General features: G+C 66.6%; 24 protein-coding genes. 12 read left to right on the forward strand and 12 right to left on the reverse strand.

The window, feature by feature from the left end; genetic code table 11:
* Positions 1–12: 12 nt before the first annotated feature.
* Positions 13–633 carry a thymidine kinase gene (locus LX70_RS13370; protein ID WP_105515331.1) on the reverse strand — a complete coding sequence of 207 codons (621 nt, stop codon included), beginning with the start codon at positions 631–633 and terminating at the stop codon, positions 13–15.
* A 272-nt stretch (positions 634–905) separates the two neighbouring features.
* Between LX70_RS13370 and LX70_RS13375 the strand changes: the two genes are divergently transcribed.
* Complete coding sequence (locus LX70_RS13375) at positions 906–1,364, forward strand: hypothetical protein (RefSeq protein ID WP_105515270.1); 459 nt, start codon at positions 906–908, stop codon at positions 1,362–1,364.
* A 397-nt stretch (positions 1,365–1,761) separates the two neighbouring features.
* Here the strand turns inward: LX70_RS13375 and carB are convergent, their stop codons facing one another.
* The 3 genes from carB to LX70_RS13390 form a co-directional block, all read right to left on the reverse strand.
* Positions 1,762–5,103 (reverse strand): carbamoyl-phosphate synthase large subunit, encoded by a 3,342-nt coding sequence (gene carB, locus LX70_RS13380; RefSeq protein ID WP_105515271.1) that lies wholly within the window; start codon positions 5,101–5,103, stop codon positions 1,762–1,764.
* A 73-nt stretch (positions 5,104–5,176) separates the two neighbouring features.
* Positions 5,177–6,433: a glycosyltransferase family 87 protein gene (locus tag LX70_RS13385; protein ID WP_211301718.1), complete on the reverse strand. Its 1,257-nt coding sequence runs from the start codon at positions 6,431–6,433 to the stop codon at positions 5,177–5,179.
* Positions 6,434–6,539: 106 nt separating this feature from the next.
* Positions 6,540–7,775, reverse strand: a complete 1,236-nt coding sequence (locus tag LX70_RS13390; RefSeq protein WP_105515273.1) for an SAM-dependent methyltransferase — start codon at positions 7,773–7,775, stop codon at positions 6,540–6,542.
* Positions 7,776–8,007: 232 nt separating this feature from the next.
* Between LX70_RS13390 and aspS the strand changes: the two genes are divergently transcribed.
* Positions 8,008–9,786 carry an aspartate--tRNA ligase gene (gene aspS / locus LX70_RS13395; protein WP_105515274.1) on the forward strand — a complete coding sequence of 593 codons (1,779 nt, stop codon included), beginning with the start codon at positions 8,008–8,010 and terminating at the stop codon, positions 9,784–9,786.
* Here aspS and LX70_RS13400 read toward each other — a convergent pair.
* Entirely contained in the window at positions 9,767–10,726 is a 960-nt protein-coding gene (locus LX70_RS13400; protein WP_105515275.1) for a LysR family transcriptional regulator, read from the reverse strand. The genes aspS and LX70_RS13400 overlap by 20 nt on opposite strands.
* 121 nt (positions 10,727–10,847) lie before the next feature.
* On the opposite strand from LX70_RS13400, the gene LX70_RS13405 reads away from it, so the two are divergent.
* Positions 10,848–11,534 carry a hemerythrin domain-containing protein gene (locus LX70_RS13405; RefSeq protein WP_105515276.1) on the forward strand — a complete coding sequence of 229 codons (687 nt, stop codon included), beginning with the start codon at positions 10,848–10,850 and terminating at the stop codon, positions 11,532–11,534.
* A 162-nt stretch (positions 11,535–11,696) separates the two neighbouring features.
* On the opposite strand, the gene LX70_RS21050 is transcribed toward LX70_RS13405, so the two are convergent.
* Positions 11,697–11,825 carry a hypothetical protein gene (locus tag LX70_RS21050; protein ID WP_281260449.1) on the reverse strand — a complete coding sequence of 43 codons (129 nt, stop codon included), beginning with the start codon at positions 11,823–11,825 and terminating at the stop codon, positions 11,697–11,699.
* 182 nt (positions 11,826–12,007) lie between these two features.
* Between LX70_RS21050 and LX70_RS13410 the strand changes: the two genes are divergently transcribed.
* Positions 12,008–12,724, forward strand: a complete 717-nt coding sequence (locus LX70_RS13410; RefSeq protein ID WP_105515277.1) for a GNAT family N-acetyltransferase — start codon at positions 12,008–12,010, stop codon at positions 12,722–12,724.
* Between the two features lie 4 nt (positions 12,725–12,728).
* Here LX70_RS13410 and LX70_RS13415 read toward each other — a convergent pair whose 3' ends face one another.
* Positions 12,729–13,427, reverse strand: a complete 699-nt coding sequence (locus tag LX70_RS13415; protein ID WP_105515278.1) for a response regulator — start codon at positions 13,425–13,427, stop codon at positions 12,729–12,731.
* 150 nt (positions 13,428–13,577) lie between these two features.
* On the opposite strand from LX70_RS13415, the gene mce reads away from it, so the two are divergent.
* The gene (mce, locus tag LX70_RS13420) at positions 13,578–13,982 is read left to right on the forward strand and encodes a methylmalonyl-CoA epimerase (RefSeq protein ID WP_105515279.1); all 405 of its coding nucleotides are present in this window, start codon (positions 13,578–13,580) and stop codon (positions 13,980–13,982) included.
* Entirely contained in the window at positions 13,982–14,266 is a 285-nt protein-coding gene (locus tag LX70_RS13425) for a DUF1467 family protein (protein WP_105515280.1), read from the forward strand. Before mce ends, LX70_RS13425 begins: the two co-directional genes overlap by 1 nt.
* A gap of 4 nt (positions 14,267–14,270) precedes the next feature.
* Here LX70_RS13425 and LX70_RS13430 read toward each other — a convergent pair whose 3' ends face one another.
* From LX70_RS13430 to LX70_RS13440, 3 genes are all read right to left on the reverse strand, one after another.
* Entirely contained in the window at positions 14,271–14,978 is a 708-nt protein-coding gene (locus LX70_RS13430; protein ID WP_245885080.1) for an EI24 domain-containing protein, read from the reverse strand.
* Positions 14,978–15,583, reverse strand: coding sequence for a nitroreductase family protein (locus LX70_RS13435; RefSeq protein WP_105515281.1), 606 nt, complete (start codon positions 15,581–15,583; stop codon positions 14,978–14,980). Before LX70_RS13435 ends, LX70_RS13430 begins: the two co-directional genes overlap by 1 nt.
* Positions 15,584–15,652: 69 nt before the next feature.
* Positions 15,653–16,753: a class II histone deacetylase gene (locus tag LX70_RS13440; protein ID WP_105515282.1), complete on the reverse strand. Its 1,101-nt coding sequence runs from the start codon at positions 16,751–16,753 to the stop codon at positions 15,653–15,655.
* A 64-nt stretch (positions 16,754–16,817) separates the two neighbouring features.
* Between LX70_RS13440 and LX70_RS13445 the strand changes: the two genes are divergently transcribed.
* Positions 16,818–17,081 carry a DUF167 domain-containing protein gene (locus tag LX70_RS13445; protein ID WP_105515283.1) on the forward strand — a complete coding sequence of 88 codons (264 nt, stop codon included), beginning with the start codon at positions 16,818–16,820 and terminating at the stop codon, positions 17,079–17,081.
* Here the strand turns inward: LX70_RS13445 and LX70_RS13450 are convergent.
* On the reverse strand, positions 17,078–17,323 hold the full coding sequence (locus LX70_RS13450; RefSeq protein WP_105515284.1) for a hypothetical protein: 246 nt from the start codon (positions 17,321–17,323) through the stop codon (positions 17,078–17,080). The two genes, LX70_RS13445 and LX70_RS13450, sit on opposite strands and share 4 nt — an antisense overlap.
* 171 nt (positions 17,324–17,494) lie before the next feature.
* Between LX70_RS13450 and LX70_RS13455 the strand changes: the two genes are divergently transcribed.
* The 4 genes from LX70_RS13455 (at position 17,495) to LX70_RS13470 (ending at position 19,466) form a co-directional block, all read left to right on the forward strand.
* Positions 17,495–18,229, forward strand: a complete 735-nt coding sequence (locus LX70_RS13455; RefSeq protein ID WP_245885082.1) for a M48 family metallopeptidase — start codon at positions 17,495–17,497, stop codon at positions 18,227–18,229.
* 90 nt (positions 18,230–18,319) lie between these two features.
* Positions 18,320–18,589: a DUF6455 family protein gene (locus LX70_RS13460; RefSeq protein WP_105515285.1), complete on the forward strand. Its 270-nt coding sequence runs from the start codon at positions 18,320–18,322 to the stop codon at positions 18,587–18,589.
* A gap of 179 nt (positions 18,590–18,768) precedes the next feature.
* Positions 18,769–19,131, forward strand: coding sequence for a diacylglycerol kinase (locus LX70_RS13465; protein ID WP_105515286.1), 363 nt, complete (start codon positions 18,769–18,771; stop codon positions 19,129–19,131).
* A 26-nt stretch (positions 19,132–19,157) separates the two neighbouring features.
* Positions 19,158–19,466, forward strand: coding sequence for a hypothetical protein (locus LX70_RS13470; RefSeq protein ID WP_105515287.1), 309 nt, complete (start codon positions 19,158–19,160; stop codon positions 19,464–19,466).
* Positions 19,467–19,584: 118 nt separating this feature from the next.
* Here the strand turns inward: LX70_RS13470 and rimO are convergent, their stop codons facing one another.
* A complete protein-coding gene (gene rimO, locus LX70_RS13475) occupies positions 19,585–20,955 on the reverse strand; it encodes a 30S ribosomal protein S12 methylthiotransferase RimO (RefSeq protein ID WP_170076197.1) in 1,371 nt (456 codons plus the stop codon).
* Positions 20,956–21,266: 311 nt separating this feature from the next.
* Between rimO and LX70_RS13480 the strand changes: the two genes are divergently transcribed.
* Positions 21,267–22,538: a DEAD/DEAH box helicase gene (locus LX70_RS13480; RefSeq protein WP_105515288.1), complete on the forward strand. Its 1,272-nt coding sequence runs from the start codon at positions 21,267–21,269 to the stop codon at positions 22,536–22,538.
* Positions 22,539–22,547 lie beyond the last annotated feature (9 nt).

The following is a 22,547-nucleotide window of genomic DNA, read 5'->3' on the forward strand; positions in this document are numbered from 1 at the left end:
TCAAATTCTGATTCAGTGCAAACCCGAAATGCTAGAGGCCTCGTCTGCCGGATCACGATCCCCGATCTCCTCGCGCCAATGGCGGCGGCAGAGCGAGACATAGGTCTCGTTCCCGCCGATCTGCACCTGCGCACCGTCCCGGAGCGCCTTGCCGTCCGGGCCGCGGCGCACGACCATCGTCGCCTTCTTTCCGCAATGACAGATGGTGCGCACCTCGCGCATCTCGTCGGCCAGCGCCAGAAGGGCGGCAGAGCCGGGGAACAGCTCGCCCCGGAAGTCCACCCGCAGCCCGTAGCACATGACGGGCAGACCAAGGTCATCGACCGCGCGGGCCAGTTGCCAGACCTGATCGCGCGACAGGAATTGCGCCTCATCGAGAAAGACGCAATCGACCGGGCCGGCCGCTTGCCGCGCCTTGAGGCAGGCGAAAAGGTCGGTTCCGACGTCGAAAAGGTCCGCGTCCTGGGCGATGCCGATACGGCTTGCGATCCGGCCGCGACCGCTGCGATCATCAAGTTTCGCGGTCAGCAGATAGGTCGACATGCCCCGTTCGCGGTAGTTGTGCGAGGCTTGCAGAAGCAGCGTCGACTTGCCCGCGTTCATCGTCGAATAGTGGAAGTAAAGCTTGGCCATGGCCACGGCATACAGCAAGCCCGCCGTGCCGCAAGGGCAAATCCGGGGCGGCATGGTGAGGGATGCCGTGCGGCTGCCGGAAGGCCCGGCTCTGCCGTTCCCAGGCGGCAGACGCACGACAACCCCACCCTTCTCCGGTTCAGGACGCCGGCAACTCATAACGCGCCCCAGGTGCGGCGGGGCGATTAAAAAATGACAAATGCCGCGCAGCAAACTAAGGGGAAGGTCAGGCGCGTTTTCCCACGTCGGAGCGGTAAGGGTAGGTTCGGAATATGCAAAAACAACTGTCCAGCTATCTGAAAAAGCACAGCGAGGCGTTGGTGAAGGATGTCGGGATCGAGGCCGCGGCGGCGCTTTGCGGAAAGTCGAAGGCGACGCTGGGGCGGTATTATTCCGACGACCCGGACCATGCCGAACGCTTCATGCCGATCGACGTCGTGGCGGCGCTGGAAACCGCCGCGCGCTTCCCGCATGTGACCGCCGCGCTGGCCGATATTCGCGGGATCACGCTGTCCCATGACGGGACCCGCAGCAATGCCGGGGCGGGGGGCGTGAACTCGGACGTGGTGGCGCTGTCGCAGCGGTTCGCGATGCTGATGGCCGAATACAACCAGTCGATCGAGGACGGCAAGATCTCCATCAACGAGGCCAAGCGGCTTCTGACCGAGACGCTGGCGATCCAGAAGGTGCTGATCGACATGAAGCTGCATCTGGAGGATGAGGCGGTCTGAGGCCTGCGCGTTCGGGCGGCGGGGCGGTGTAGGGAGGGCGTCGGGGTTTTGTAGCTACAGAGGGGGGCTGATCTGGGCGATGGTGTCCCTTGAAGAGACGGGCCGCCCGAGACCCGAACCCGCCCGGTCCCCTTGGACCGGGCAGCGCCCGACCTCCCGGCCCTCCGCGTTCGCTCCGGGCATTCGGGGCGGAAACCGTCCACCGGACGGTTTCTGTTCGCCCCTCATCCCCCATGGGCGGGCGCTTCTCGCCCACCCCTCGGGCCGGGCGCTGCCCTGTGTTGGGCATATGCCTGTTGGGAACGAGGGGTAGGGCGGGCTGCTCTCCCGGCCCGATCCTTGCGGATCGTGCGTTCGACGCTGACGACCTTCCACTGGAAGGTCGTCCGGGCGCGTCTCACCCCTGCAACGTCCTGACCCCGATCCCCTCGCCGCGTGCCTTCATCGCCTGGACCGCCGCAATCGCCCCCGCAGCCGTGGTGAAATACGGGATCTTGTCGTAAAGCGCGACGGCGCGGATGCTGCGGCTGTCCTCGATGGCCTGGCTGCCCTCGGTGGAGTTGAACAGAAGCGCGATCTCCCCGTTCTTCAGGCGGTCGACGATGTGCAGCTTGCCCTCTTGCCGCCCCTCATAGACCTTGTTCGTCGTCTCCGCCTCCACCCCGTGTTCGGCGAGGAAGGCGGCGGTGCCGCGCGTCGCGACGATCTGGAAGCCGAGCGTGACGAGGTCCTTGGCGGCGGCCGCCATCGCATCGGTCTTGTCCATGTCCTTGATCGAGATGAAGACGCGGCCCGCTTCCGGCAGGGTGGTGCCGGCGCCAAGCTCTGCCTTCAGGAAGGCCAGCGCGAAGCTGCGGTCCCAGCCCATGACCTCACCCGTGGACCGCATCTCCGGCCCGAGGATCGTATCGACGCCGGGGAAGCGGGCGAAGGGCAGCACGGCCTCCTTGACCGAGAACCACGGCGTGATCGGGTTGGCGAGCGTCATCGGATCGGCGAAGGGCAGGTCGGTATCGGGGCCGACGCCTGCGGGGTAGGGCGCGCGCATCGGGAAGGTCGCCATCGGCTCCCCCGCCATGAGGCGCGAGGCGATGGAGGCGATGGCACTGTCGGTGGCCTTGGCGACGAACGGCACGGTGCGGGACGCGCGGGGGTTCACCTCAAGCACATAGATCACGCCGTCCTTGATCGCGAACTGGACGTTCATCAGGCCCTTGACCTTCAGCGCGAGGGCCATGGCGACCGTTTGCCGCTTCAACTCCTCCACCGTCTCCGCCGTCAGCGAATGGGGCGGCAGGCAGCAGGCACTGTCGCCCGAATGCACGCCCGCCTCTTCGATATGCTCCATGATACCCGCGACATGGACGGTTTCGCCGTCCGACAGCGCATCGACATCGACCTCGATCGCGCCCGACAGGTAGCTGTCCAGAAGCACCGGGTTCTTGCCGGAGACATCGACGGCGGTGGTGATGTAGCGCCTGAGCTGGTCCATGTCGCGCACGATCTCCATCGCGCGGCCACCAAGGACGTAGGAGGGGCGGATCACCAGCGGGAAGCCGACCTTTTCGGCAATCGCGATGGCCTGATCGTCGGACGAGGCGATGCCGTTGACCGGCTGCTTGAGGTCGAGGTCTTGCAGGAGCTTCTGGAACCTCTCCCGGTCTTCCGCAAGGTCGATGGCGTCGGGCGTGGTGCCAAGGATCGGGATGCCCTCGGTCTCAAGCGCGTTAGCGAGTTTCAGCGGCGTCTGGCCACCGAACTGGACGATGACGCCGTGAAGGGTGCCGTTCGACTGTTCCACCCGCAGGATCTCGAGGACGTGTTCCAGCGTCAGCGGTTCGAAGTAAAGCCGGTCGGAGGTGTCGTAATCGGTGCTGACCGTTTCCGGGTTGCAGTTGATCATGATGGTTTCATAGCCCGCATCGGTCAGCGCGAAGCAGGCGTGGCAGCAGCAATAGTCGAACTCGATCCCCTGGCCGATCCGGTTCGGACCGCCGCCGAGGATGACGACCTTTTTCGCATTCGTCGGCCGCGCCTCGCATTCCACGTCGCCCATCGCGGGGACCTCATAGGTGGAATACATGTAGGGCGTCTGGGCCTCGAACTCCGCGCCGCAGGTGTCGATGCGCTTGAAGACGGCGGTGACTCCAAGGCGGCTGCGGGCGCGGCGGACCTGATCTTCGTCCCGGCCGGTCAGGTTGGCGAGCCGCGCGTCAGAAAAGCCCATCATCTTGAGGCGGCGCAACCCGTCCTCGGTCACCGGCAGGCCGGTCTTGCGGATGTCGTTCTCCACCTCCACGATTTCGCGGATACGGGCAAGGAACCACGGGTCGAAGGCGGTGGTGTGCTGTATCTCCTCATCCGTCAGGCCGTGGCGCATGGCCTGCGCGATGAGGCGTAGCCGGTCGGGCGTCTGGCGCGAGATGGCCTTGACGACGGCGGCCTTTTCCGGCGCGCCCTCGATGGCGATCTCATCAAAGCCGGTCAGGCCGGTTTCCATGCTGGCCAGCGCCTTCTGCACCGATTCGTGGAAGGTGCGGCCGATGGCCATCGCCTCACCCACCGATTTCATCGCGGTGGTCAGTTCCGGCTTCGATCCGGGGAACTTCTCGAAGGCGAAGCGGGGGATCTTGGTGACGACATAGTCGATGGTCGGCTCAAAGCTCGCCGGGGTCACCTTGGTGATGTCGTTGTCCAGCTCGTCAAGCGTGTAGCCCACGGCCAGCTTCGCGGCGATCTTGGCGATGGGGAAGCCGGTGGCCTTCGAGGCCAGCGCGGAAGACCGCGACACCCGCGGGTTCATCTCGATCACGACCATGCGGCCGTCTTTGGGGTTGATCGCCCATTGAACGTTCGACCCGCCGGTTTCCACCCCGATCTCGCGCAGGACGGCGATCGAGCCGTTGCGCATGATCTGATATTCCTTGTCGGTCAGCGTCAGCGCGGGCGCGACGGTGATCGAATCGCCGGTATGGACGCCCATCGGATCGACGTTTTCGATGGAGCAGACGATGATCGCGTTGTCCGCCTTGTCGCGGACGACCTCCATCTCATACTCCTTCCAGCCGAGAAGGGATTCATCGACAAGGATCTGCGCCACGGGCGAGGCGTCGAGGCCGGAGCGGCAGATCGCCTCATAATCGTCGCGGTTATAGGCGACGCCGCCGCCGGTGCCGCCCAGCGTGAAGGCGGGGCGGATGATCGCGGGAAGGCCGATATGGTCAAGGTCGGCCATCGCCTGCGCGACGCCCGCGTTGATGTCGTATTTGCCGTTCTCTTTCTTCGGCGCCGAAACGATGGTCGCCTTGGGGTTTTCCAGCCCGATCCGGTCCATCGCCTCGCGGAAAAGCTTGCGGTCCTCGGCCATCTCGATGGCGCGGCGGTTGGCGCCGATCAGCTCGACGTTGAATTTTTCAAGAACCCCCATATCGGCCAGCGCCAGCGAGGTGTTGAGGCCGGTCTGCCCGCCCATCGTCGGCAAAAGCGCGTCGGGGCGTTCCTTTTCGATGATCTTGGCGACGATTTCGGGGGTGATCGGCTCGATATAGGTGGCATCCGCCATGCCGGGGTCGGTCATGATCGTGGCGGGGTTGGAGTTGACCAGGATGACCCGGTAGCCTTCCTCGCGCAAAGCCTTGCAGGCCTGGGCGCCGGAATAGTCGAATTCGCAGGCCTGACCGATGACGATGGGCCCGGCTCCGATGATCATGATCGACTTGATATCGGTTCTTTTCGGCATGGCTCCGGCCCCCAATTCGCAAATTGTCGGGGGTTATAGACGGAACGGGCCGGGGCGCAAGGGCAGAAGGACGTCAGGCGGCGCGTCGCGCCCTGACATAAAGGGTGAGGAGAACGGCGAGCCAGCCGGGGCAGGCAAGCCAGACGTAATTCGCGACGGGCCAGGGCAGGAAGCCGATGGTCAGGAAGACGAACCGAGTTGACGGCAAGGCTATGGCAAGGCCAAGAAGCAGCCCCGCGCGCGGCGACAGGCGCGCGATCAGGCCCGGCAGGAGGAGAAGCGGCAGAAGGTAGTAATGCTGCCAGCCGAGCGGGCCGAAGAGCGTAAGGATGAGCCAGAGCGCGAAAAGCCCCGTCGCGCGCCGTTCCGGGCCGGGTTTGTCCTTCAGGGCCATCAGGAAGGCGGTGGTCAGGGCCAGCGCGGTCAGCGTGAGGCCGGTCGACAGCCAGCCGGGGATCGGGGCGAGAATGGCAAAGTGGCTTTGCGTATCGAAGGCGGGGCCGAGGCCGAGGGCCGCTCCGAGAGACATCAGCGCGGGCAGAAGCGAGACGTTCACAGCGCTCATCAGCGCGCCTTCGCGGATCAGGCCAAGGCTGTTGAGGAAGGTTTCGTGCAGCGCGGTGCCGGTCACGGCGAGGCTGAGAAGGCCAAGGGCGGCGCCGAAGGCGGCGAAGGATAGCGTCGCACGGTACTGCCGGTCGAGAAGGAGAATCAGCACCAGCGCCGCCGGTGTCAGTTTGATCGCGGCGGCAAGCGCCAGCGCGGCCCCGGCGGCGATGGGCCGGTCCGCATCCAGACAGGTGAAGCAGAGAAGGACAAGGAAGCCCACGGTAATCGTCGGCTGATTGTGCCAGAGCGCGATGTAGGACTGCGTGCTGGCCAGAAGGATCACGATGCCAATCAGCGCCCAGGTCAGCATCGGCATCGTGGCAGGCCGCATCAGCCGCGCCGCCATCAGGACCGAGGCGGCCAGCATCGGCATCTGGATCAGCAACACGGCATCGGCAAAGGCTTGCGGACCCATCAGGTCGGTCACCGGGCCCAGAAGTGCTGCCCAAAGCGGCGGGTAGACATAGGGGAACGTGACCTTGCCCGCGATGCCGAGATCGGCCATCACCGGGTCCCAGCTTGCCGCATGGCCACCGAAAAACCCCGGCGGGGCGGCATAGATCAGGTCGCTCTGCCCGGTCTGCCAGAGATGCCCGGCGATGTAGAGGGCCGAAAGGTCATCGGGCCAATGCCCCCATTGCCGCCAGATCGCATAAAGCGTCCAGAGCGCGAGCAGCACCACCGCCCGGCGCAGGTCCTGCGCAGGGGACACGGCGGTCATGGCGACCGCGGGGGAGGGCTCGGCAATGTCCATGAATGGGAGATTTGAACCCCCATTCTGGCGGCAATGTGGCGGATGCGCGAACAATCTGCGGAGGGCGCCCCCCTCAGGCGCATTTCCCCTGCCGTTCGGCCGCCAGAAGCGGGCTGTCGTAAAGATACTCCCGCGTCAGCGGTACCGCGTCGCGCTTGCGCGCCAGTTGGAATTGAAAGACGCATTGGTCGCCATAGCGGAACGTCATCTCCGACCCGGCAAGGTAATAACGCCACATGCGGCAGAAACGGTCGTCCTGAAGCGCCCGTATCCGGTCCAGATTGGCCTCGAACCGCCTGCGCCAGTGGAGGAGCGTTTCGGCGTAATGCAGGCGCCAGACCTCAACATCCGTGGTCCAGAGATCGGCGCCCTCGATCGCGTGCAGGCATTCCGACATGGCGGGGATATAGCCGCCGGGGAAGATATACTTGCGTATCCAGGGGCCGGTGGCGGCGGGCGGGCCGGGGTTGCCGATGGTATGGATCAGGGCCACGCCATCGTCGGTCAACAGGCGGCGGACGGCGTCGAAATAGGTGCGATAATGCGGCAGGCCGACATGTTCGAACATGCCGACCGAAACGATGCGGTCAAAGCGCCCCTCGATCTTGCGATAGTCGATCAGGCGGAATTCGACCCGGTCGGCCAGCCCCTCGGCCGCTGCGCGTTCGGTGGCAATGGCAAGCTGTTCTTCCGACAGGGTGACGCCCAGCACCCGCGCGCCATGATCGCGCGCCAGTGTCAGCGCCATGCCACCCCAGCCGCAGCCGATGTCGAGGACATGCATCCCCGGCTGAAGGCAGAGCTTTCGCGCGATGATCGCCTTCTTCTGTGCCTGCGCCTGTTCCAGCGTGTCGTCGGGATGACGGAAATAGGCGCAGGAATATTGCCGGTCGGCATCAAGGAACAGCGCGTAAAGCTCTGGCGTCAGGTCATAGTGGTGGTGGACGTTTGCGCGTGAGCGTCCGGCGGGGTTGATCTGCGTCAGGACCCGGAACCAGCGCGCGACATGGCGCGCGGGCGTCAGCCACCAGGCCGGGGTCATGCGGGCATCGTTGCACAGCGCCAGCGCGATGAGGCCCGCGATATCCTCCCCCTCAACGGTCAGGTGGCCGTCCACATAGGCCTCCCCCACCGCAAGGTTGGGGTGCATCGCCAGCCGCCTCTCGGTCTTCTCTCCGCTCAGCCGGACGCGCACCGGATCGCCCGGCCCGTTGCCGTACCTTCGTTTCGTGCCGTCGGTATATGTCACCTCAAGACGGCCATGCTGCACCAGTTGCCGCAGCATCGTGTCGAGCGCTTTTGCCCACATCGGTCCACCCCCGCTTCTGCCGGTCCCCGAAGGCAGAGGCCCCCTGGGCGCCGGACATGCCGGAACGCGCGGACATGGTGTGGTCCGACGTTCGCGGCCGGCCATTCGCGCAGAATACCCCCCCGCGCCGGGTGTTCAACCCCATCGGCGGGACCGCGCCGCCCTTGACTTCGCCCGGCGCAAAGGGTGTATCGGCGCGGACCACGGTTACCGCCCCTGAAAGGGAAGCCCCATGCACGCCTATCGCAGCCATACCTGTGCCGATCTGAACAAATCCAACGCAGGCCAGACCGTCCGCCTTGCCGGATGGGTCCATCGGGTGCGCGACCATGGCGGCGTTCTCTTCATCGACCTGCGCGACCATTACGGCATGACGCAGGTGCTGGCCGACAGCGACAGCCCCGCCTTCGGTTCCATCGAAAAGCTGAAGGCCGAAACGGTGATCCGCATCGACGGGCGGGTGAAGGCGCGCGATGCGGGCCTTGTGAACCCCAAGATCCCCACGGGCGAGATCGAGGTCTATGTGACCGATATGGAGGTCCTTGGCGCGGCCGAGGAACTGCCGCTGCCGGTCTTCGGCGAACAGGACTACCCGGAAGAAACCCGCCTGACCTACCGCTTCCTCGACCTGCGGCGCGAGGGGTTGCACCACAACATGATGCTGCGCGCGCGGGTTGTGAAATCCATGCGCGACCGCATGTGGGCCGGTGGCTTTACCGAGTTCCAGACGCCGATCATCACCGCCAGCAGCCCCGAAGGGGCGCGCGACTTCCTCGTGCCGTCGCGGCTCCATCCGGGCAAGTTCTACGCCCTGCCGCAGGCGCCGCAGCAGTTCAAGCAGCTGATCATGGTGGCGGGGTTCGACCGCTATTTCCAGATCGCGCCCTGCTTCCGCGACGAAGACCCGCGCGCCGACCGTTCGCCCACCGACTTCTACCAGCTTGACGTCGAGATGAGCTTTGTCGAGCAGCAGGACGTGTTCGACGCCGTCAAGCCGGTGATCCAGGGCGTGTTCGAAGAGTTTTCGGACGGCCGCGCCGTCGATGCCGACTGGCCGCTGATTTCCTATGCCGATTCTGCGCTCTGGTACGGGACCGACAAACCGGACCTGCGCAACCCGATCAGGATGCAGGTCGTCAGCGAGCATTTCGCGGGGTCCGGCTTCGCGATCTTCGCCAAGCTGCTGGAGCAGGAGGGGACGCAAGTTCGCGCCATTCCCGCGCCGGGCGGCGGGTCGCGCAAGTTCGCCGACCGGATGAATGCCTTTGCCCAACAGCAGGGCCTGCCGGGGATGGGGTATATCTTCTGGCGGAAGGCCGAGGACGGCACGACCGAAGCCGCCGGTCCCATCGCCAAGAACATCGGCCCGGAACGGACCGAGGCGCTGCGCCTGCAACTCGGCCTCGGTGAGGGCGACGCGGCCTTCTTCCTCGGCGGCAAGCCGGAGACGTTCGAGGCCGTCGCGGGCCGCGCGCGGATGGAGATCGGGCGGGAGCTTGGCCTGATCGACGAAAGCACGTTCAAATTCGCCTGGATCGTCGATTTCCCGATGTATGAGAAGGATGACGAGGGCAAGATCGACTTTTCCCACAACCCCTTCTCGATGCCGCAAGGGGGCATGGAGGCGCTTTCGGGCGATCCGCTGAAAGTGCTGGGCTATCAGTACGACCTTGCCTGCAACGGCTACGAAATCCTTTCCGGCGCGATCCGCAACCACAAGCCCGAGATCATGTTCAAGGCCTTCGAACTGGCCGGTTACGGTCGTGAAGAGGTCGAGAAGCGCTTTGGCGGCATGGTCAAGGCGTTCAAATACGGCGCCCCCCCGCACGGCGGCTGCGCGGCGGGCATCGACCGGATCGTGATGCTTCTGGCCGATACCGCGAATATCCGCGAGGTCATCATGTTCCCGATGAACCAGCGCGCCGAGGACCTGATGATGGCTGCGCCGTCCGAGCCGACGAACGAACAGCTTCGCGAATTGCGCCTGCGGGTCATTCCGAAGGAGGCGTGATCCGCCCCGGTCCGGGGCTTTGCGTGTCAGTGATGTTCCAGCTTGTCCGCACCTTCTGATTGAGGTCGGAGAGAAAGTCCTCGAACACCTTCAGCCGTCGCGGTTTGCGCCGGTGGCGGGGATGCACGATCTGGAGCGTCGGACCCTCCGGGCGGAAATCGTCGAGGATGGGGACCAGCTTGCCCGCGCGGATGTCGTCGAACAGCAGATAGCTGGCAATCTGGAGGATGCCCGCGCCGCGCCGGACGGCGGCGACGGCGGCTTCGGGCGCCTCGAAGGCCAGCGGGCCGGGAAGGGCAAGGCGGGTGTCATGGTCGTCCTCACGGAACCGCCAGACGACAGGATTTCCGGTCGTGGTCGAAATCGTGCGCACGCAGCTGTGGTCGGCCAGATCGGCCGGGACGCGCGGGGTGCCGCGACGTTCGAGATAGGCGGGCGCGGCGACCGTCAGCACCGGAAGATGGCCAAGCGGTCGCGCGACGATGTCAAGCTCGGGCAGCGGGCCGACGACCACGGCGGCGTCAAGCCGCAGGCCGACGAAATCGGGCAGGTCCGAGCGAGACAGGATCTGTAGCTCCATCCCAGGATAGGCCGCGATGAAACCGGGCAGGGCGGGGGCGACGATGATCCGCGTCAGCCCCGGCGGCATCTGGATGCGCAATCGGCCATGCGGACGCCGTTCCGCGCCGCCGATTTCATCCTCAAGCTCATCCACATCTGCCAGGATCGTGCGCGCCCGCCCGGCGTAAATCTGCCCTTCTTCCGTCAGGCGGATCTTGCGTGTCGTGCGTTCGAGCAGTTGCACACCCAGATGCCGCTCAAGCTCGGCCACGATGGCCGATCCGGCCCCCCGCGCCAGCCCGAGATCCGTCGCTGCGGCGCTGAGGCTGCCAAGCTCGGTGACCCGCAGGAAGAGCCGCATCGCGCGCAGACGGTCCATGGATTGTCCGATTTTTCAGGATAGTGAAACCAATATGCCGCTATTTCCAGATAAAGAAAAGCGCTCTATTCCGTCCCGCATTCAAGAGTTTCGTTTGCACACCAATGAATGGAGACAAGACATGAATGCGAGACCGCATTTCGAGAACGTGACCACCAAGGACCTGTATTACGCGGTCCACAAGGGCATTCGCCTGGCCGATGCGCGGATGCTGATCGCGCTGGGTCAGGCGGATGCCACTGATGACAAGGCGCTGATGGAGGTGCTGGGCGCGCTGTCGGCGCATTTGGACCTCAGCCTGTCGCACCTGAGCCATGAGAACCACAAGATCCACGCGGTCGTCGAGGCCCGCGTACCGGGCGGGGCGGAGCATCAGGACGACGACCACGATCACCACCTTGCCGCCTTCGATGACTTGCGCCGCATGGCGGAGGAGGTAGCGATGGCCGGGGCCGACCGTCCGGTGAAGCTGCGCCGTCTCTACCAGCGCTTCGCGATCTTCATGGCCGACGACCTTGCCCATATGCATGAGGAGGAGACGGAACTGATGCCTCTGATCGCCGCGAATTTCTCAGCTGATGAGATCGAGGGGATCGAACACAGCATCGTCTCGGACATTCCGCCGGAGAAGATGGCGGGCTTCATGCGGTTCATGCTGTGCGCAGCTTCCCGTTCCGAACGGATCGGGATGGTCACCGGCTTGCGTCAGGCGATGCCGGTCGAGGTATTCGACGGGCTTTTCGCGAGCGTGATGGGGGAGGTCTGGCAGTTCGGCGACTGGGCCCGGATGGAGAAGGTGCTGTGCTGACGCCGACAATCCGCCCCGGCTGCCTGGCCTGTCCGCGACGGCTTGGGGGGAAATGTCCGGTCTGGTCGGCCAAGGACGCCCCGCCCGCCGCGACCTGAGGCGCAGAAAACGAAAAGCCGCGCCCGTCTGGCGCGGCTTTTTCCTTTGGGCCCTAGCCTGCGCTTAAAACGCGCGGGCCGCCGTTGCCGCGATGGAGAAGGCGAGCGTCAGCGCGCCGACGGAAAACACCGTCCAATGGGTGATCCGGGTCAGCTTTTCGTTCGTCACAACACGGATGATCGAATCTTTCATCGCTCTCACCTTTACGCAAATCGCCCTGTCGGGGCCTCTTGCCCCTGAATTTCGGGGGAGATTGCGGCAGGATTGGGGAAGGGCGGGGACGCGGGCATGGCAATTCGGGTGTCATTTCGCGGCACCTTGCCGCCCGGCGGGCGCGGGTTCATAGTCGCCCCGAAACAGCCGGGAGGGTGGAAATGGCAGAGCGCAGGTTTGGTGCGCCGGTGGGTGACTGGACCCCGCCCGCGCGGCCGGGGCCGGAGGCGATCGAGGGGCGCTACGCGCGGCTGGAACGGCTCGACCCGGCCCGGCACGGTCAGGATCTGCATGCGGCGAACCTGATGAATGACGCGATCTGGGATTACCTGCCCTATGGCCCTTTCACCGAACTGGCGGGCTATCTTGCCTGGGCCGAGGCGATGGCGGTGAAGGAGGACCCGTTCTTTTACGCCGTGGTCGATCTGTCGACGGGCCGGGCGGGTGGCGTCGCCTCATTCCTTCGGATCGAGCCTGCGGCGGGGTCGATCGAGGTCGGTCATATCAACCTTGCCCCGGCCTTGCAGCGGACCCGCGCCGCGACCGAGGCGATCTGCCTGATGATGGGCTGGGCGTTCGAGGCGGGCTATCGCCGGTTCGAATGGAAATGCGACGCGCTGAACCTGCCCTCGCGCCGCGCGGCCGAACGCTACGGGATGAGCCATGAGGGCGTGTTCCGGCAGGCGACGGTGGTCAAGGGGCGCAACCGCGACACCGCGTGGTTTGCCGCCATCGACAAGGAATGGCCCGCGCTGAAGGCCGCGCATGAGGCCTGGCTCGCCCCCGATAATTTCGACGCGGAGGGCGTGCAGCGGCAGGAGTTGTCGGGGCTGACGCGGCCGATTCTGGTGACGCGCGATCCGGCGCTGGCGGGGTGAGCCGTCAGAAACCCGCGCTGGCCGCCAGACGGTCGCGCAAAAGGCCGTTGACGTGGCCAAGCGGCGCGGCGTTCTGCCCGTGATCGGCCAGAAGCGCCTCGGCCGCCGCGCGCAGGTCGGCGTCATGGGCCGACAGCGCCAGCCCCTTGAGGAACTGCGCAACATAGTCGAGATCGCCCTCGGCCTGTGGGTCGAGAAGCGCCGCCGCATGGGCCAGATCGTCCCTGAGCGCGGCGCGGTCGGGGGAAAAGGGCGCGGCATCGCCCGCCGCCGCCTGCGGACGGTCGGGCAGAAGCGACAGCACGGCCTGCTGAAACGCGGCGAGGTTTTCGACTGGCTTCGCCAGGAAAAGGTCGGCCCCGGCCGCCCGCGCCGCCGCCCCGGCCCCGGCATCGCCCGACATGGCGATCAGCGCAGGCACGCGCGGGCTTTGCCGCGCGAGCGTGCCGATCAGGTCAAGCCCGGAGCCGTCGGGCAGGCCGATGTCGGCGATGACCACGGTCGGGCGGTAGCATTGCAGGTGACGCCGGGCGGAGCCGAGGCAATCGGCGCGCCGAAGCCGCGCGCCGGAGCGCAGGCACATCAGGCGTATCGCCTCGCAGGCGAAACGGCTGTCCTCGACCAGAAGCAGGGTCACGCCCTGAAGCGGGCGTTCGGGCGAGGGCGCGCGTTGGGGGACGAGGTCGGACATCGGGTCGGGCATGGCGTTGCTCCGCTATGGAAGGGTCTTTGCCAACTAAGGCAGGCCTTCCCTAACGAAGCGTAAACGCGCCTGCGGCGAACGCGCCGCTTGCACCCCGCCCCGCCTCACCCCTAAAACGGCGCCGACAGGACCCTGCGGGAGAGAACTCAGATGATCGGACGCCTGAACCATGTGGCCATCGCCGTGCCTGACCTCGACGCGGCCTCGGCGCAGTATCGCGACACGCTGGGCGCGCGGGTGGGCCAGCCGCAGGACGAACCCGATCACGGCGTGACGGTCGTCTTCATCGAACTGCCGAACACCAAGATCGAGCTTCTCTATCCGCTGGGCGAGAATTCCCCCATCGCGGGGTTTCTGGAAAAGAACCCGGCGGGCGGGATCCATCACATCTGCTATGAGGTCGATGACATCCTCGCCGCCCGCGACCGGCTGAAGGCGCAGGGCGCGCGCGTGCTGGGGACGGGGGAGCCGAAGATCGGCGCCCATGGCAAGCCGGTCCTGTTCCTGCACCCGAAGGATTTCAACGGCTGCCTCGTGGAACTGGAGCAGGTCTGATGAGCGTTACCGGCGGTCTTGTCCTTTTTGCGGTGATCTGGTTCATCACCTTCTTCATCGCGCTTCAGATCCGGCCGGGCAGCCAGGCCGAGGAAGGCCATGTCGTGCCGGGAACCCCGCCCGGCGCGCCCGCGAACTTTCAGCTTAAACGCAAGATCATCTGGACGACGATGTTCGCCGTCGTGATCTGGTCGATCATCGCCGCGGTGATCGTTTCGGGCGTCTTCACGCTGCGCGACATCGACTGGTTCGGGCGGCTCGACGACATGCCGCAGGGGCAGTAGGCGTTCAGACCGGCAGGGCGCGGTCCTCATCCCCCAGAAGCCCGTGGACGAGGTGGGTGAAGGCCGCCGCCGCCACGACCGGCACGGCGATGTTCAGGATCGGCACCGTCAGAAGGAAGGCGACCGCGACCCCGGTCAGCGTCACGATGGCGGCGTTCCTTTGCCGCATCGCCTGCGCGGGGGCGGCGTCCATGTGCCGCCGGGCCGCCATCTGAAAGAACTCCCGCCCCAGAAGCCAGCCGTTCGCGGCGTAGAAGAGGACCGGCGCCAGCGGGCCGAGGAAGGGCGTCAGGATCAGCGTCAGAAGCGCGACCAGAAGGGTGGCGCCCAGGATGCCAAGCGCACCTGGGATGCTTTCGAAAAAGTCCATGGCCGATCCGGGCCGGGCGGGGTAGTGGATATCCTCGACCGTGTCGGCGACGTTTTCGGCGTAAAGCCCGGAAAAGCCCGCCGCGACCGGCGCCATCAGGAAGAACCCCATCAGCGGGAATAGCGCGAGCGACCCCCAGGACAGGATCGTGGCCAGCGGCAGCGTGGCGCCGAAGGGCAGCGCCAGCGTTTCGGGCGCAAGGGCGCGCAGCGCGAAGAAGGCCGCCGCCTGAAGGGCGATGAAGATCAGGATCGTCAGCCCGACGCCCTTGGCCAGCACGCCGAAGATGCGCGGGCGCAGCAGGTCGGTCCAGGCGAGGAACAGCGCGCGGATCATCGGCATCACTCCATCCAGGTCGTGATCGCGTCCAGATCGGGGCGCGGCCGTTCGGGCGGGACCGCGCCTTCGGTGCCGATATGGACAAAGCCCGCGATCCATTCGCCGGGCCGAAGCCCCAGCGCCCTGGCGGCGAAATCCGCGTCATGCGCGGGCCAGCCTGTCAGCCAGGACGCGCCCCAGCCAGAGGCAAGCGCCGCGTTCAGAAGCGCAAGGCAGGCGGCCCCGGCCGACAAGGTCTGCTCGACCTCCGGCACCTTGTCGGTCGGGCGTGGGACATGGACGACCGCGACGGCAAGCGGGCTTTCGGAGAATTGCGCGATCCCCTTGGCGGCGCTGTCGGCGGCAAGGCCGATCCGGTCGGCATGGGTCGCGGCCATCGCCGCCAGCCGGTCAAGGGCCGCGCGTTCCAGCACGATGAAGCGCCAGGGTTCCAGTTTGCCGTGATCGGGGACGCGGGCGGCGGCGGTCAGGATCGGGCGCAGCGCCGCGCGGTCGGGGGCGGGCGCCTTCAGCGTCTTGGCGGGGCGGGAACGGCGGGTCAGCAGGAACTCCATCACCGCGTCATTTCTGACGGCGGGGTTCACGGTGCCTTCGGGTCTGTCTGTCATCGCCTTGCCTCTGGTTATGCCCGAACGATATCGCGGCCCGCGCCCCGGATTTCAATGGAAGGTCGCGCCTCAGAGACCGAAAAATCCCGCGAGTTCCGCGATATGGGCCGACAGATGGGCCTGCCATTGCGGGCCGGGCTGCCGCGCCGCGACGGTTTCGGCCAAGGGATCGGGAACCCGGATCGCGGTGCCGGACATCTCCTCGATCACCGCATGGCCGCAGAAGGGGACATAGGTCTCCGAATAACCCCCCTCATGGACAAGGATCAGCTTTCCGTCGCAAAGATCCTCGGCCACCTGCATCATCTTTCGCGTCATCAGGCGGAAGGTCTCGGCCGTGGCCAGCATCCGCCCCAACGGGTCGAGGGCAGCCGCGTCATATCCGCAGGCGACCACGATCGCCTCGGGGCGGAAGCGGTCCAGCGCGGGCAGGACGATCCGGTCCATGACCTCAAGGTAGCTCTCATGCCCAGCGCCCGGCGGCAGCGGGATGTTCATGTTGAAGCCATGACCCTTGCCCTCACCCCGGACCGTCGCCGCGCCGGTATCCAGCGGGTAGTTCCATTCCTGATGGACAGAGAGGGTCAGGACCGACGGGTCCGACAGGAATATCGCCTCGGTCCCGTTGCCGTGATGCACGTCCCAGTCGACGACGGCGATCCGGCGGGCAAGGCCCTTCTCCTGCGCCGCACGGATCGCGATGGCGATATTGGCCAGCAGGCAGAAACCGTTCGGCCAGTCAGGCAGGCAATGGTGGCCGGGCGGGCGCGACAGCGCATAGGCATTGGTCGCCGCGCCGGTCAGGACGGTGTTCACCGCCGCCACGGCAAGGCCCGCCGACAGCGCCGCGACCTCATACCCGCCCTTGCCGAAGGGGGTGCGCAGGCCCAACTCGCCGCCGCCCGCGTCCGAGGCCGCCTTGAACGCATCGAGATAGGAGGCGGGGTGGACGCGCAGCAGGTCGTCGCGGCTGGCCTCCGGGGCGGAGTTGACGTCAAGTTCGCGCAGCAGGCCCGAGACGTCGAGGAGGTTTTTCAACCGTCGCTTCGTTTCGGGGTTTTCGGGCAATCCGCCGCCGGGCTGGACGAAGCCGCCCGCCGGCAGGGTCAGCGAATAGCTCCCGCCGCCATGCCAGAAGCAGCGTTCATCGGTGAGGAATGCGGTTGTCATCAGGGTGTCCCGTTTTCTTTCAACGCTAGACCAGCGGCGCGGAAACCTCTAGCCGTCGGGGGCGATGAGCAAGGACGATGAGACGACCCTGAAGGACATGGCCCGCCCCGGCGCCGAGATCGCGGTGCGGGTGACGCCGCGCGCTTCGCGCGAGCGTATCCTGATCGAGGAAGGCACGATCAGGGTCTATGTCACCGTGGTGCCTGAGGACGGCAAGGCCAACAAGGCGGTGATCCGGCTGCTGGCCAAGGCGCTGGGCGTGCCGAAATCCTCGCTGACGCTGATCCGGGGCGCGACGGCGCGGGACAAGGTCTTTCGGCTGGATTAACCCTTCTCACCGCGCGGGCGCATCCGGTAGACGCCTTCGGGCAGGTTCAGCGCGGCGGCCAGTTCGCGCAGCTGCACGTTGGACAGGATGATCTTGCAGACCTCGTCCTTGCGCGGATCGTATTGCTCGATCGTCACGCATTCGTCGAAGGCCTGGATCGTCACGTCCTCTTCCAGATGGGGGCTGCCCTCATCGACGAGGGTGATGACGGTGGCGTCGAAATCGTGCTCGATGGTGAACATGGGTCAAGCGTAGCGCGGGTTGCGGGCAGGCTCAATGGGTCCGCTCACCCGGCGCGGGCAAGGCCCGGCACGGTTGCGTGAGGGGGCGGGGCGGGGCCTTCCGGCGGGGGCGGTTCGGGGCTATGCTGGGCCGCAGATAGCCGGGCCGAACCGGCATGCGGGAGCAGAGACGTGAAATCCAGCCTTGCGATCCTTCTGGGCGCGCTTGCCCTTGCCGGTTGCGTGACGACCGCGCCCCAGGCGCCGCGCCCGGTGGGCTTTCCGACCGCGCCGGTGGAGGCCGGGCCGCGCCTGTCGCCCGAACGCGCGGTCGATACCTTCGTCGCGGTTCGCAACCGGATGGAGCCGGTGATCGAACGCGCCTGCCGGGCCCAGGCCCCGCGCGCCAATTGCGATTTCCAGATCGGCGTGGCGGATGACGCCAACCTGCCGCCGAACGCCTTCCAGACGCTCGATGCCTCGGGCCGTCCGGTCATCGCCTTTACCGTCGCGCTGATCGCGGATGCACGGAATGCCGATGAGATGGCCTTTGTCATGGGCCACGAGGCCGCCCATCACATCGAGGGCCATATCCCGCGCCAGCAGGCCAATGCCCAGATCGGCGCCGTCCTTGGCGCGGCGCTCGGGGCGGCGATGGGCGGCGGGGATCAGTCGGTCGAGCTTGGCCAGCAGATCGGCGGGACCTATGGCTCCCGCCGCTATGCCAAGGATTATGAGCTTGAGGCGGATGCGCTGGGCACCGAACTGACGCTGCGCGCGGGTTATGACCCGGAGCGGGGCGCCGCTTTCTTCACCCGCATCCCCGATCCGGGCGACCGCTTCCTTGGCACCCACCCGCCCAATGCTGACCGTATCGCCACAGTGCGGCAGACCCTGATGCGCCTTGGCGTCGCGCCGCGGGGCTGAGGCGGGTTGACATGGATCAAGGCGGGACAGGTTTCGCGCGCCGATCCTGAGCGGGCAGGACATCCGTGAAGGAGGCACCCCTTGGCCCGAGTGATACCGTTCGCCGCGAAGAGCGCGAGTGACGCGCCGCTCGTCCCCTATTACCTGACCGATGCGGCCTCGCGCCGCCACGGCGTCGATCTGGCCGCCGCGCTGAACACCGGGCTGATGTCGGCCGAGGATTTCCGCGCCATCCTGACCGCCTGCCGTGGCTGCGTCGAGGCAGTGGGGGCAAAGCCCAAGGCCGATCCCTGCGCCCCCGTCGCGCCGGAAAACTGCGCCAACCGCGCCATCCTGGAAGGATTGCGCGGGATCGTCTGAGCGGTCAGTCGGCGACCTCGTGAATTGCCGTCTGGCCTCGCGCCACGGCGGGCGCTAAAGCGTTTTGGGTTTGCGTTGAGAAAGTAAGTATCAGAATTCGAACGAAACAAGTTCGAATTCTGATTCAGTGTAAACCCGAAATGCTATAGTCTGCCGCCGGAATGAGGTAGGGCGTTCAGATGTGGCAGTATCTGGTGCGGGAAATCGGGCGGTTGGGGCGGACCTCGACCTATTCCTGGCAGGGGTTTCGCGCGGCCTGGATAAGCGAGAAATCGGTCCGCCAATGGGCGGTGGCGCAGGTCCTTTCCGTCGGGCTGGCGTTCGTCCTGGACCTGACGGCGGGGGAGCGGGCGCTGATCATTGCGCTGGGTTTCGTGGTGCTGGCGGCGGAGCTGTTCAATACCGCGATCGAGGCGATTGTCGATCTCGCCTCGCCCGAGCGGCACCCGCTGGCGGGCAAGGCGAAGGATTGTGGATCGGCCGCCGTGGCGCTGACCGGGCTGGGCGCGGGGCTGGCCTGGGCGGTGATCCTGATCTTCTGAGGGCTGCGGACGGAAAGGGGCGCAAGATGACCGGCAAGGCGATCCTGACAGGCGGGGCGCTCATGGCGTTTCTGGCGGGGTGTCAGACGGCGGGACTGTCGCGGGACGAGGGGCTTGCAACCGACCTGCCCCTGATGGGCGGCTATCGCGATGCGGGGGATGCCTGCAAGCGTGTGGGCGAGGATGCCTTTACCAACCGTTTCCTCGATCATACCGCCGATCTGATCGCCTGCCCTGCCGGGGTGGCGGAGTTGAGCGGTTTCGGCCCCGAAAGCGGGGCCGCGCAGGTCGCGGCGAAGGACGGCTGGGTCCTGATCTCCGTCCCGCGCCGGTGATCTGACGGCGCGCGCGGGCAGGCCCGCGCGCACGATCCTTGTCTCGCCTCCGCCTTGCGGCTTCGGCTCGGCCCTGCCTCCGGCGGGAGTATTTTCGGCAACGAAGAAGCCGGATGGCTCAGGCGCGGCGGCCCCAGAGGTCGTATTCCCCGGCTTCGTCCACCTCGACCGTGACGATGTCGCCGGGGGTCAGGCTTTCGAAATCCGCGTCGATGAAGAGGTTGCCGTCGATCTCCGGCGCGTCCGCCTTGGTGCGGCAGGTGGCGCCTTCATCGTCCACCGTGTCCACGATGACCTCGATCCGCTGCCCGACCTTCGCGGCGAGCTTCGCCTCGGAAATCGCCTGCGCCTTTTGCATGAAGCGGTCCCAACGGTCCTGCTTGACCTCGTCCGGGACATGGTCGGGCAGGGCGTTCGACCGCGCGCCGGCGACGTTTTCGTATTGGAAGCAGCCGACGCGGTCGAGCTGCGCCTCATCCAGCCAGTCGAGAAGGGTCTGGAATTCCGCCTCCGTCTCGCCGGGATACCCGACGATGAAGGTCGAACGCAGCGTGATTTCCGGGCAGCTAGCGCGCCAGGCGGCGATTTCGTCCAGCGTTTTCGCCGCCGCCGCCGGGCGGGCCATGCGTTTCAGCGTATCGGGGTGGGCGTGCTGGAAGGGGATGTCGAGATAGGGCAGGACCAGACCTTCGGCCATCAGAGGGATCAGGTCGCGGACATGCGGGTAGGGGTAGACGTAATGCAGCCGCACCCAGGCGCCAAGCGATCCGAGGTCGCGGGCGAGGTCGGTGATATGGGCGCGGTGGTCACGCTCCGTCGCATGTTTCAGGTCCACCCCATAGGCGGAGGTGTCCTGGCTGATGACGAGAAGTTCGCGCACACCGGCCTCGACCAGCCGTTCCGCCTCACGGATCACGGCATGGGCGGGGCGCGAGGCAAGGCGGCCGCGCATGTCGGGGATGATGCAGAAGCGGCATTTGTGGTTACAGCCCTCGGAGATCTTGAGGTAGCTGTAATGGCGCGGGGTCAGTTTCACGCCGGTGGCGGGCAAGAGATCGACGAAGGGATCGGGCGCGGGCGGCACGGCATGGTGGACGGCGTCCAGCACCGCCTCATACTGATGCGGGCCGGTGACGGCGAGGACGGAGGGGTGCGCGCCGGTGATGTAGTCGGGTTCCGCGCCGAGGCAGCCGGTGACGATGACGCGGCCGTTTTCGGCCAGCGCCTCACCGATCGCCTCAAGGCTTTCGGCCTTGGCGCTGTCGAGAAAGCCGCAGGTGTTGACGATGACCGCCTCGGCGCCGCGATAGTCGGGGCTGATCTGGTAGCCCTCGGCGCGCAGGCGCGTCAGGATGCGTTCACTGTCCACCAGCGCCTTGGGGCAGCCGAGCGAGACCATGCCGATGGTCGGTTGCCCCTCGCGCCGGCTGTCGTCGAAGACGGGGCGGGGGGCGAGGTCGGGGCGGAGATCGGGCGGGTTTTGCGACATTGGCGGGATATAGCCCAAAGGCCGGGGGGCGGGGAAGGGGTTGCGGAAGGGCTTGACCTGGGCTGCGAAATACACCATGTGCCACACGTCGCTGCGCTGCCGCGTGAGTTTGCCGCGCCCCTGAACGGGCCATCAGCGACACGAGATTTCAGTTCCCCATCACGCAGGGTTCCTGACGCGAACGGCCGGACCGGCGGGAAACGCCCGCCTGTCCCGAGGCCCCGCGAACCCTAACCGGCCGCTGACCTGCGGCCATGCAACACGGCTGCGGCGGGCATGAGGCCCCTCGCGGCCCAGGAAGGATACGGACTTTGTTCGATTTCGACATGCTCGGCCTTGCGCCGAAACTTTTGACCGCGCTGAAGGGCGCGGGGCTGACCCAGCCGACCCCGATCCAGAACCAGGCGATCCCGCTGGCGCTGGAAGGCCATGATATCCTCGGCCTCGCCCAGACCGGGACCGGCAAGACGCTGGCCTTTGGCCTGCCGCTGGTCGATCACCTCCTGGCTGAGCCGGGCAAGCCGCTACCCAAGACCGCCAAGGCGCTGATCCTTGCGCCGACGCGCGAGCTTGTGAACCAGATCGCCGAAAGCCTGCGGGTGCTGACGGCGGGCACCAAGCTGCGCGTTGCGACCGTGGTGGGCGGCCAGTCCATCGGCAAGCAGATCGCGATGCTGTTCCGTGGCACCGACATTCTGGTCGCCACGCCCGGCCGCCTGATCGACCTGATGGATCGCGGCGCGGTCGACCTGTCCACCGTGCGCCATCTGGTGCTGGATGAGGCGGACCAGATGCTTGACCTCGGCTTCATCCATGCGCTGCGCAAGATCGCGCCGCGCCTTGGCTCCCCGCGCCAGACGATGCTGTTCTCGGCGACGATGCCGAAGCAGATGGAGGAGCTGTCCCAGGCCTATCTGACCAACCCGCGCCGGGTGCAGGTGGCGCCGCCGGGCAAGGCCGCCGACAAGATCACGCAATCGGTGCATTTCCTCGACAAGGGCGCCAAACCGGCCAAGCTGCGCGAGATCCTGTCGCGCGATCCCGGCGCGCTGACGCTGGTCTTCGCGCGCACCAAGCACGGGGCGGAAAAGCTGATGAAGGGGCTGGTGGCGGACGGGTTCAACGCCGCCTCGATCCACGGCAACAAGAGCCAGGGCCAGCGCGACCGCGCCATCAAGGCGTTTCGCGCCGGTGAGGTGACGACGCTGGTTGCCACCGATGTCGCGGCGCGCGGGATCGACATTCCGGGTGTGGCCTATGTCGTCAACTTCGACCTGCCGGAAGTGGCGGACAACTACGTTCACCGCATCGGCCGTACCGCGCGTGCCGGGCGCGAGGGCGAGGCGATTGCGTTCTGTGCGCCCGAAGAGGCGGGGCTGCTGCGCGATATCCAGAAGCTGATGAAGATCGACGTGCCGGTGGCCAGCGGGTCGATGCCGCATGGCGAAGGCACCGCCGCGCCGGGCCGGAACAAGGGCGGGCCGCGCCGCCGGGGCCGTGGTGGCCCTGCCGGGGGCGGTCAGGCCGCCCAGGCGCCGAAACCCGCCAAGCGTCGTCGTCCGCGCCGCCCGCGCGCGGCCTGATCGGTCGCG

The organism is Albidovulum denitrificans, from assembly GCF_002973535.1.
GTDB lineage: Bacteria > Pseudomonadota > Alphaproteobacteria > Rhodobacterales > Rhodobacteraceae > Albidovulum > Albidovulum denitrificans.

Coding starts and splice junctions, on each gene's coding strand:
- LX70_RS13370 (WP_105515331.1), bottom strand. CDS start 633: ATGGCCAAGCTTTACTTCCACTATTCGACGATGAACGCGGGCAAGTCG.
- LX70_RS13375 (WP_105515270.1), top strand. CDS start 906: ATGCAAAAACAACTGTCCAGCTATCTGAAAAAGCACAGCGAGGCGTTG.
- carB (WP_105515271.1), bottom strand. CDS start 5,103: ATGCCGAAAAGAACCGATATCAAGTCGATCATGATCATCGGAGCCGGG.
- LX70_RS13385 (WP_211301718.1), bottom strand. CDS start 6,433: ATGACCGCCGTGTCCCCTGCGCAGGACCTGCGCCGGGCGGTGGTGCTG.
- LX70_RS13390 (WP_105515273.1), bottom strand. CDS start 7,775: ATGTGGGCAAAAGCGCTCGACACGATGCTGCGGCAACTGGTGCAGCAT.
- aspS (WP_105515274.1), top strand. CDS start 8,008: ATGCACGCCTATCGCAGCCATACCTGTGCCGATCTGAACAAATCCAAC.
- LX70_RS13400 (WP_105515275.1), bottom strand. CDS start 10,726: ATGGACCGTCTGCGCGCGATGCGGCTCTTCCTGCGGGTCACCGAGCTT.
- LX70_RS13405 (WP_105515276.1), top strand. CDS start 10,848: ATGAATGCGAGACCGCATTTCGAGAACGTGACCACCAAGGACCTGTAT.
- LX70_RS21050 (WP_281260449.1), bottom strand. CDS start 11,825: ATGAAAGATTCGATCATCCGTGTTGTGACGAACGAAAAGCTGACCCGG.
- LX70_RS13410 (WP_105515277.1), top strand. CDS start 12,008: ATGGCAGAGCGCAGGTTTGGTGCGCCGGTGGGTGACTGGACCCCGCCC.
- LX70_RS13415 (WP_105515278.1), bottom strand. CDS start 13,427: ATGCCCGACCCGATGTCCGACCTCGTCCCCCAACGCGCGCCCTCGCCC.
- mce (WP_105515279.1), top strand. CDS start 13,578: ATGATCGGACGCCTGAACCATGTGGCCATCGCCGTGCCTGACCTCGAC.
- LX70_RS13425 (WP_105515280.1), top strand. CDS start 13,982: ATGAGCGTTACCGGCGGTCTTGTCCTTTTTGCGGTGATCTGGTTCATC.
- LX70_RS13430 (WP_245885080.1), bottom strand. CDS start 14,978: ATGCCGATGATCCGCGCGCTGTTCCTCGCCTGGACCGACCTGCTGCGC.
- LX70_RS13435 (WP_105515281.1), bottom strand. CDS start 15,583: ATGACAGACAGACCCGAAGGCACCGTGAACCCCGCCGTCAGAAATGAC.
- LX70_RS13440 (WP_105515282.1), bottom strand. CDS start 16,753: ATGACAACCGCATTCCTCACCGATGAACGCTGCTTCTGGCATGGCGGC.
- LX70_RS13445 (WP_105515283.1), top strand. CDS start 16,818: ATGAGCAAGGACGATGAGACGACCCTGAAGGACATGGCCCGCCCCGGC.
- LX70_RS13450 (WP_105515284.1), bottom strand. CDS start 17,323: ATGTTCACCATCGAGCACGATTTCGACGCCACCGTCATCACCCTCGTC.
- LX70_RS13465 (WP_105515286.1), top strand. CDS start 18,769: ATGTGGCAGTATCTGGTGCGGGAAATCGGGCGGTTGGGGCGGACCTCG.
- LX70_RS13470 (WP_105515287.1), top strand. CDS start 19,158: ATGACCGGCAAGGCGATCCTGACAGGCGGGGCGCTCATGGCGTTTCTG.
- rimO (WP_170076197.1), bottom strand. CDS start 20,955: ATGTCGCAAAACCCGCCCGATCTCCGCCCCGACCTCGCCCCCCGCCCC.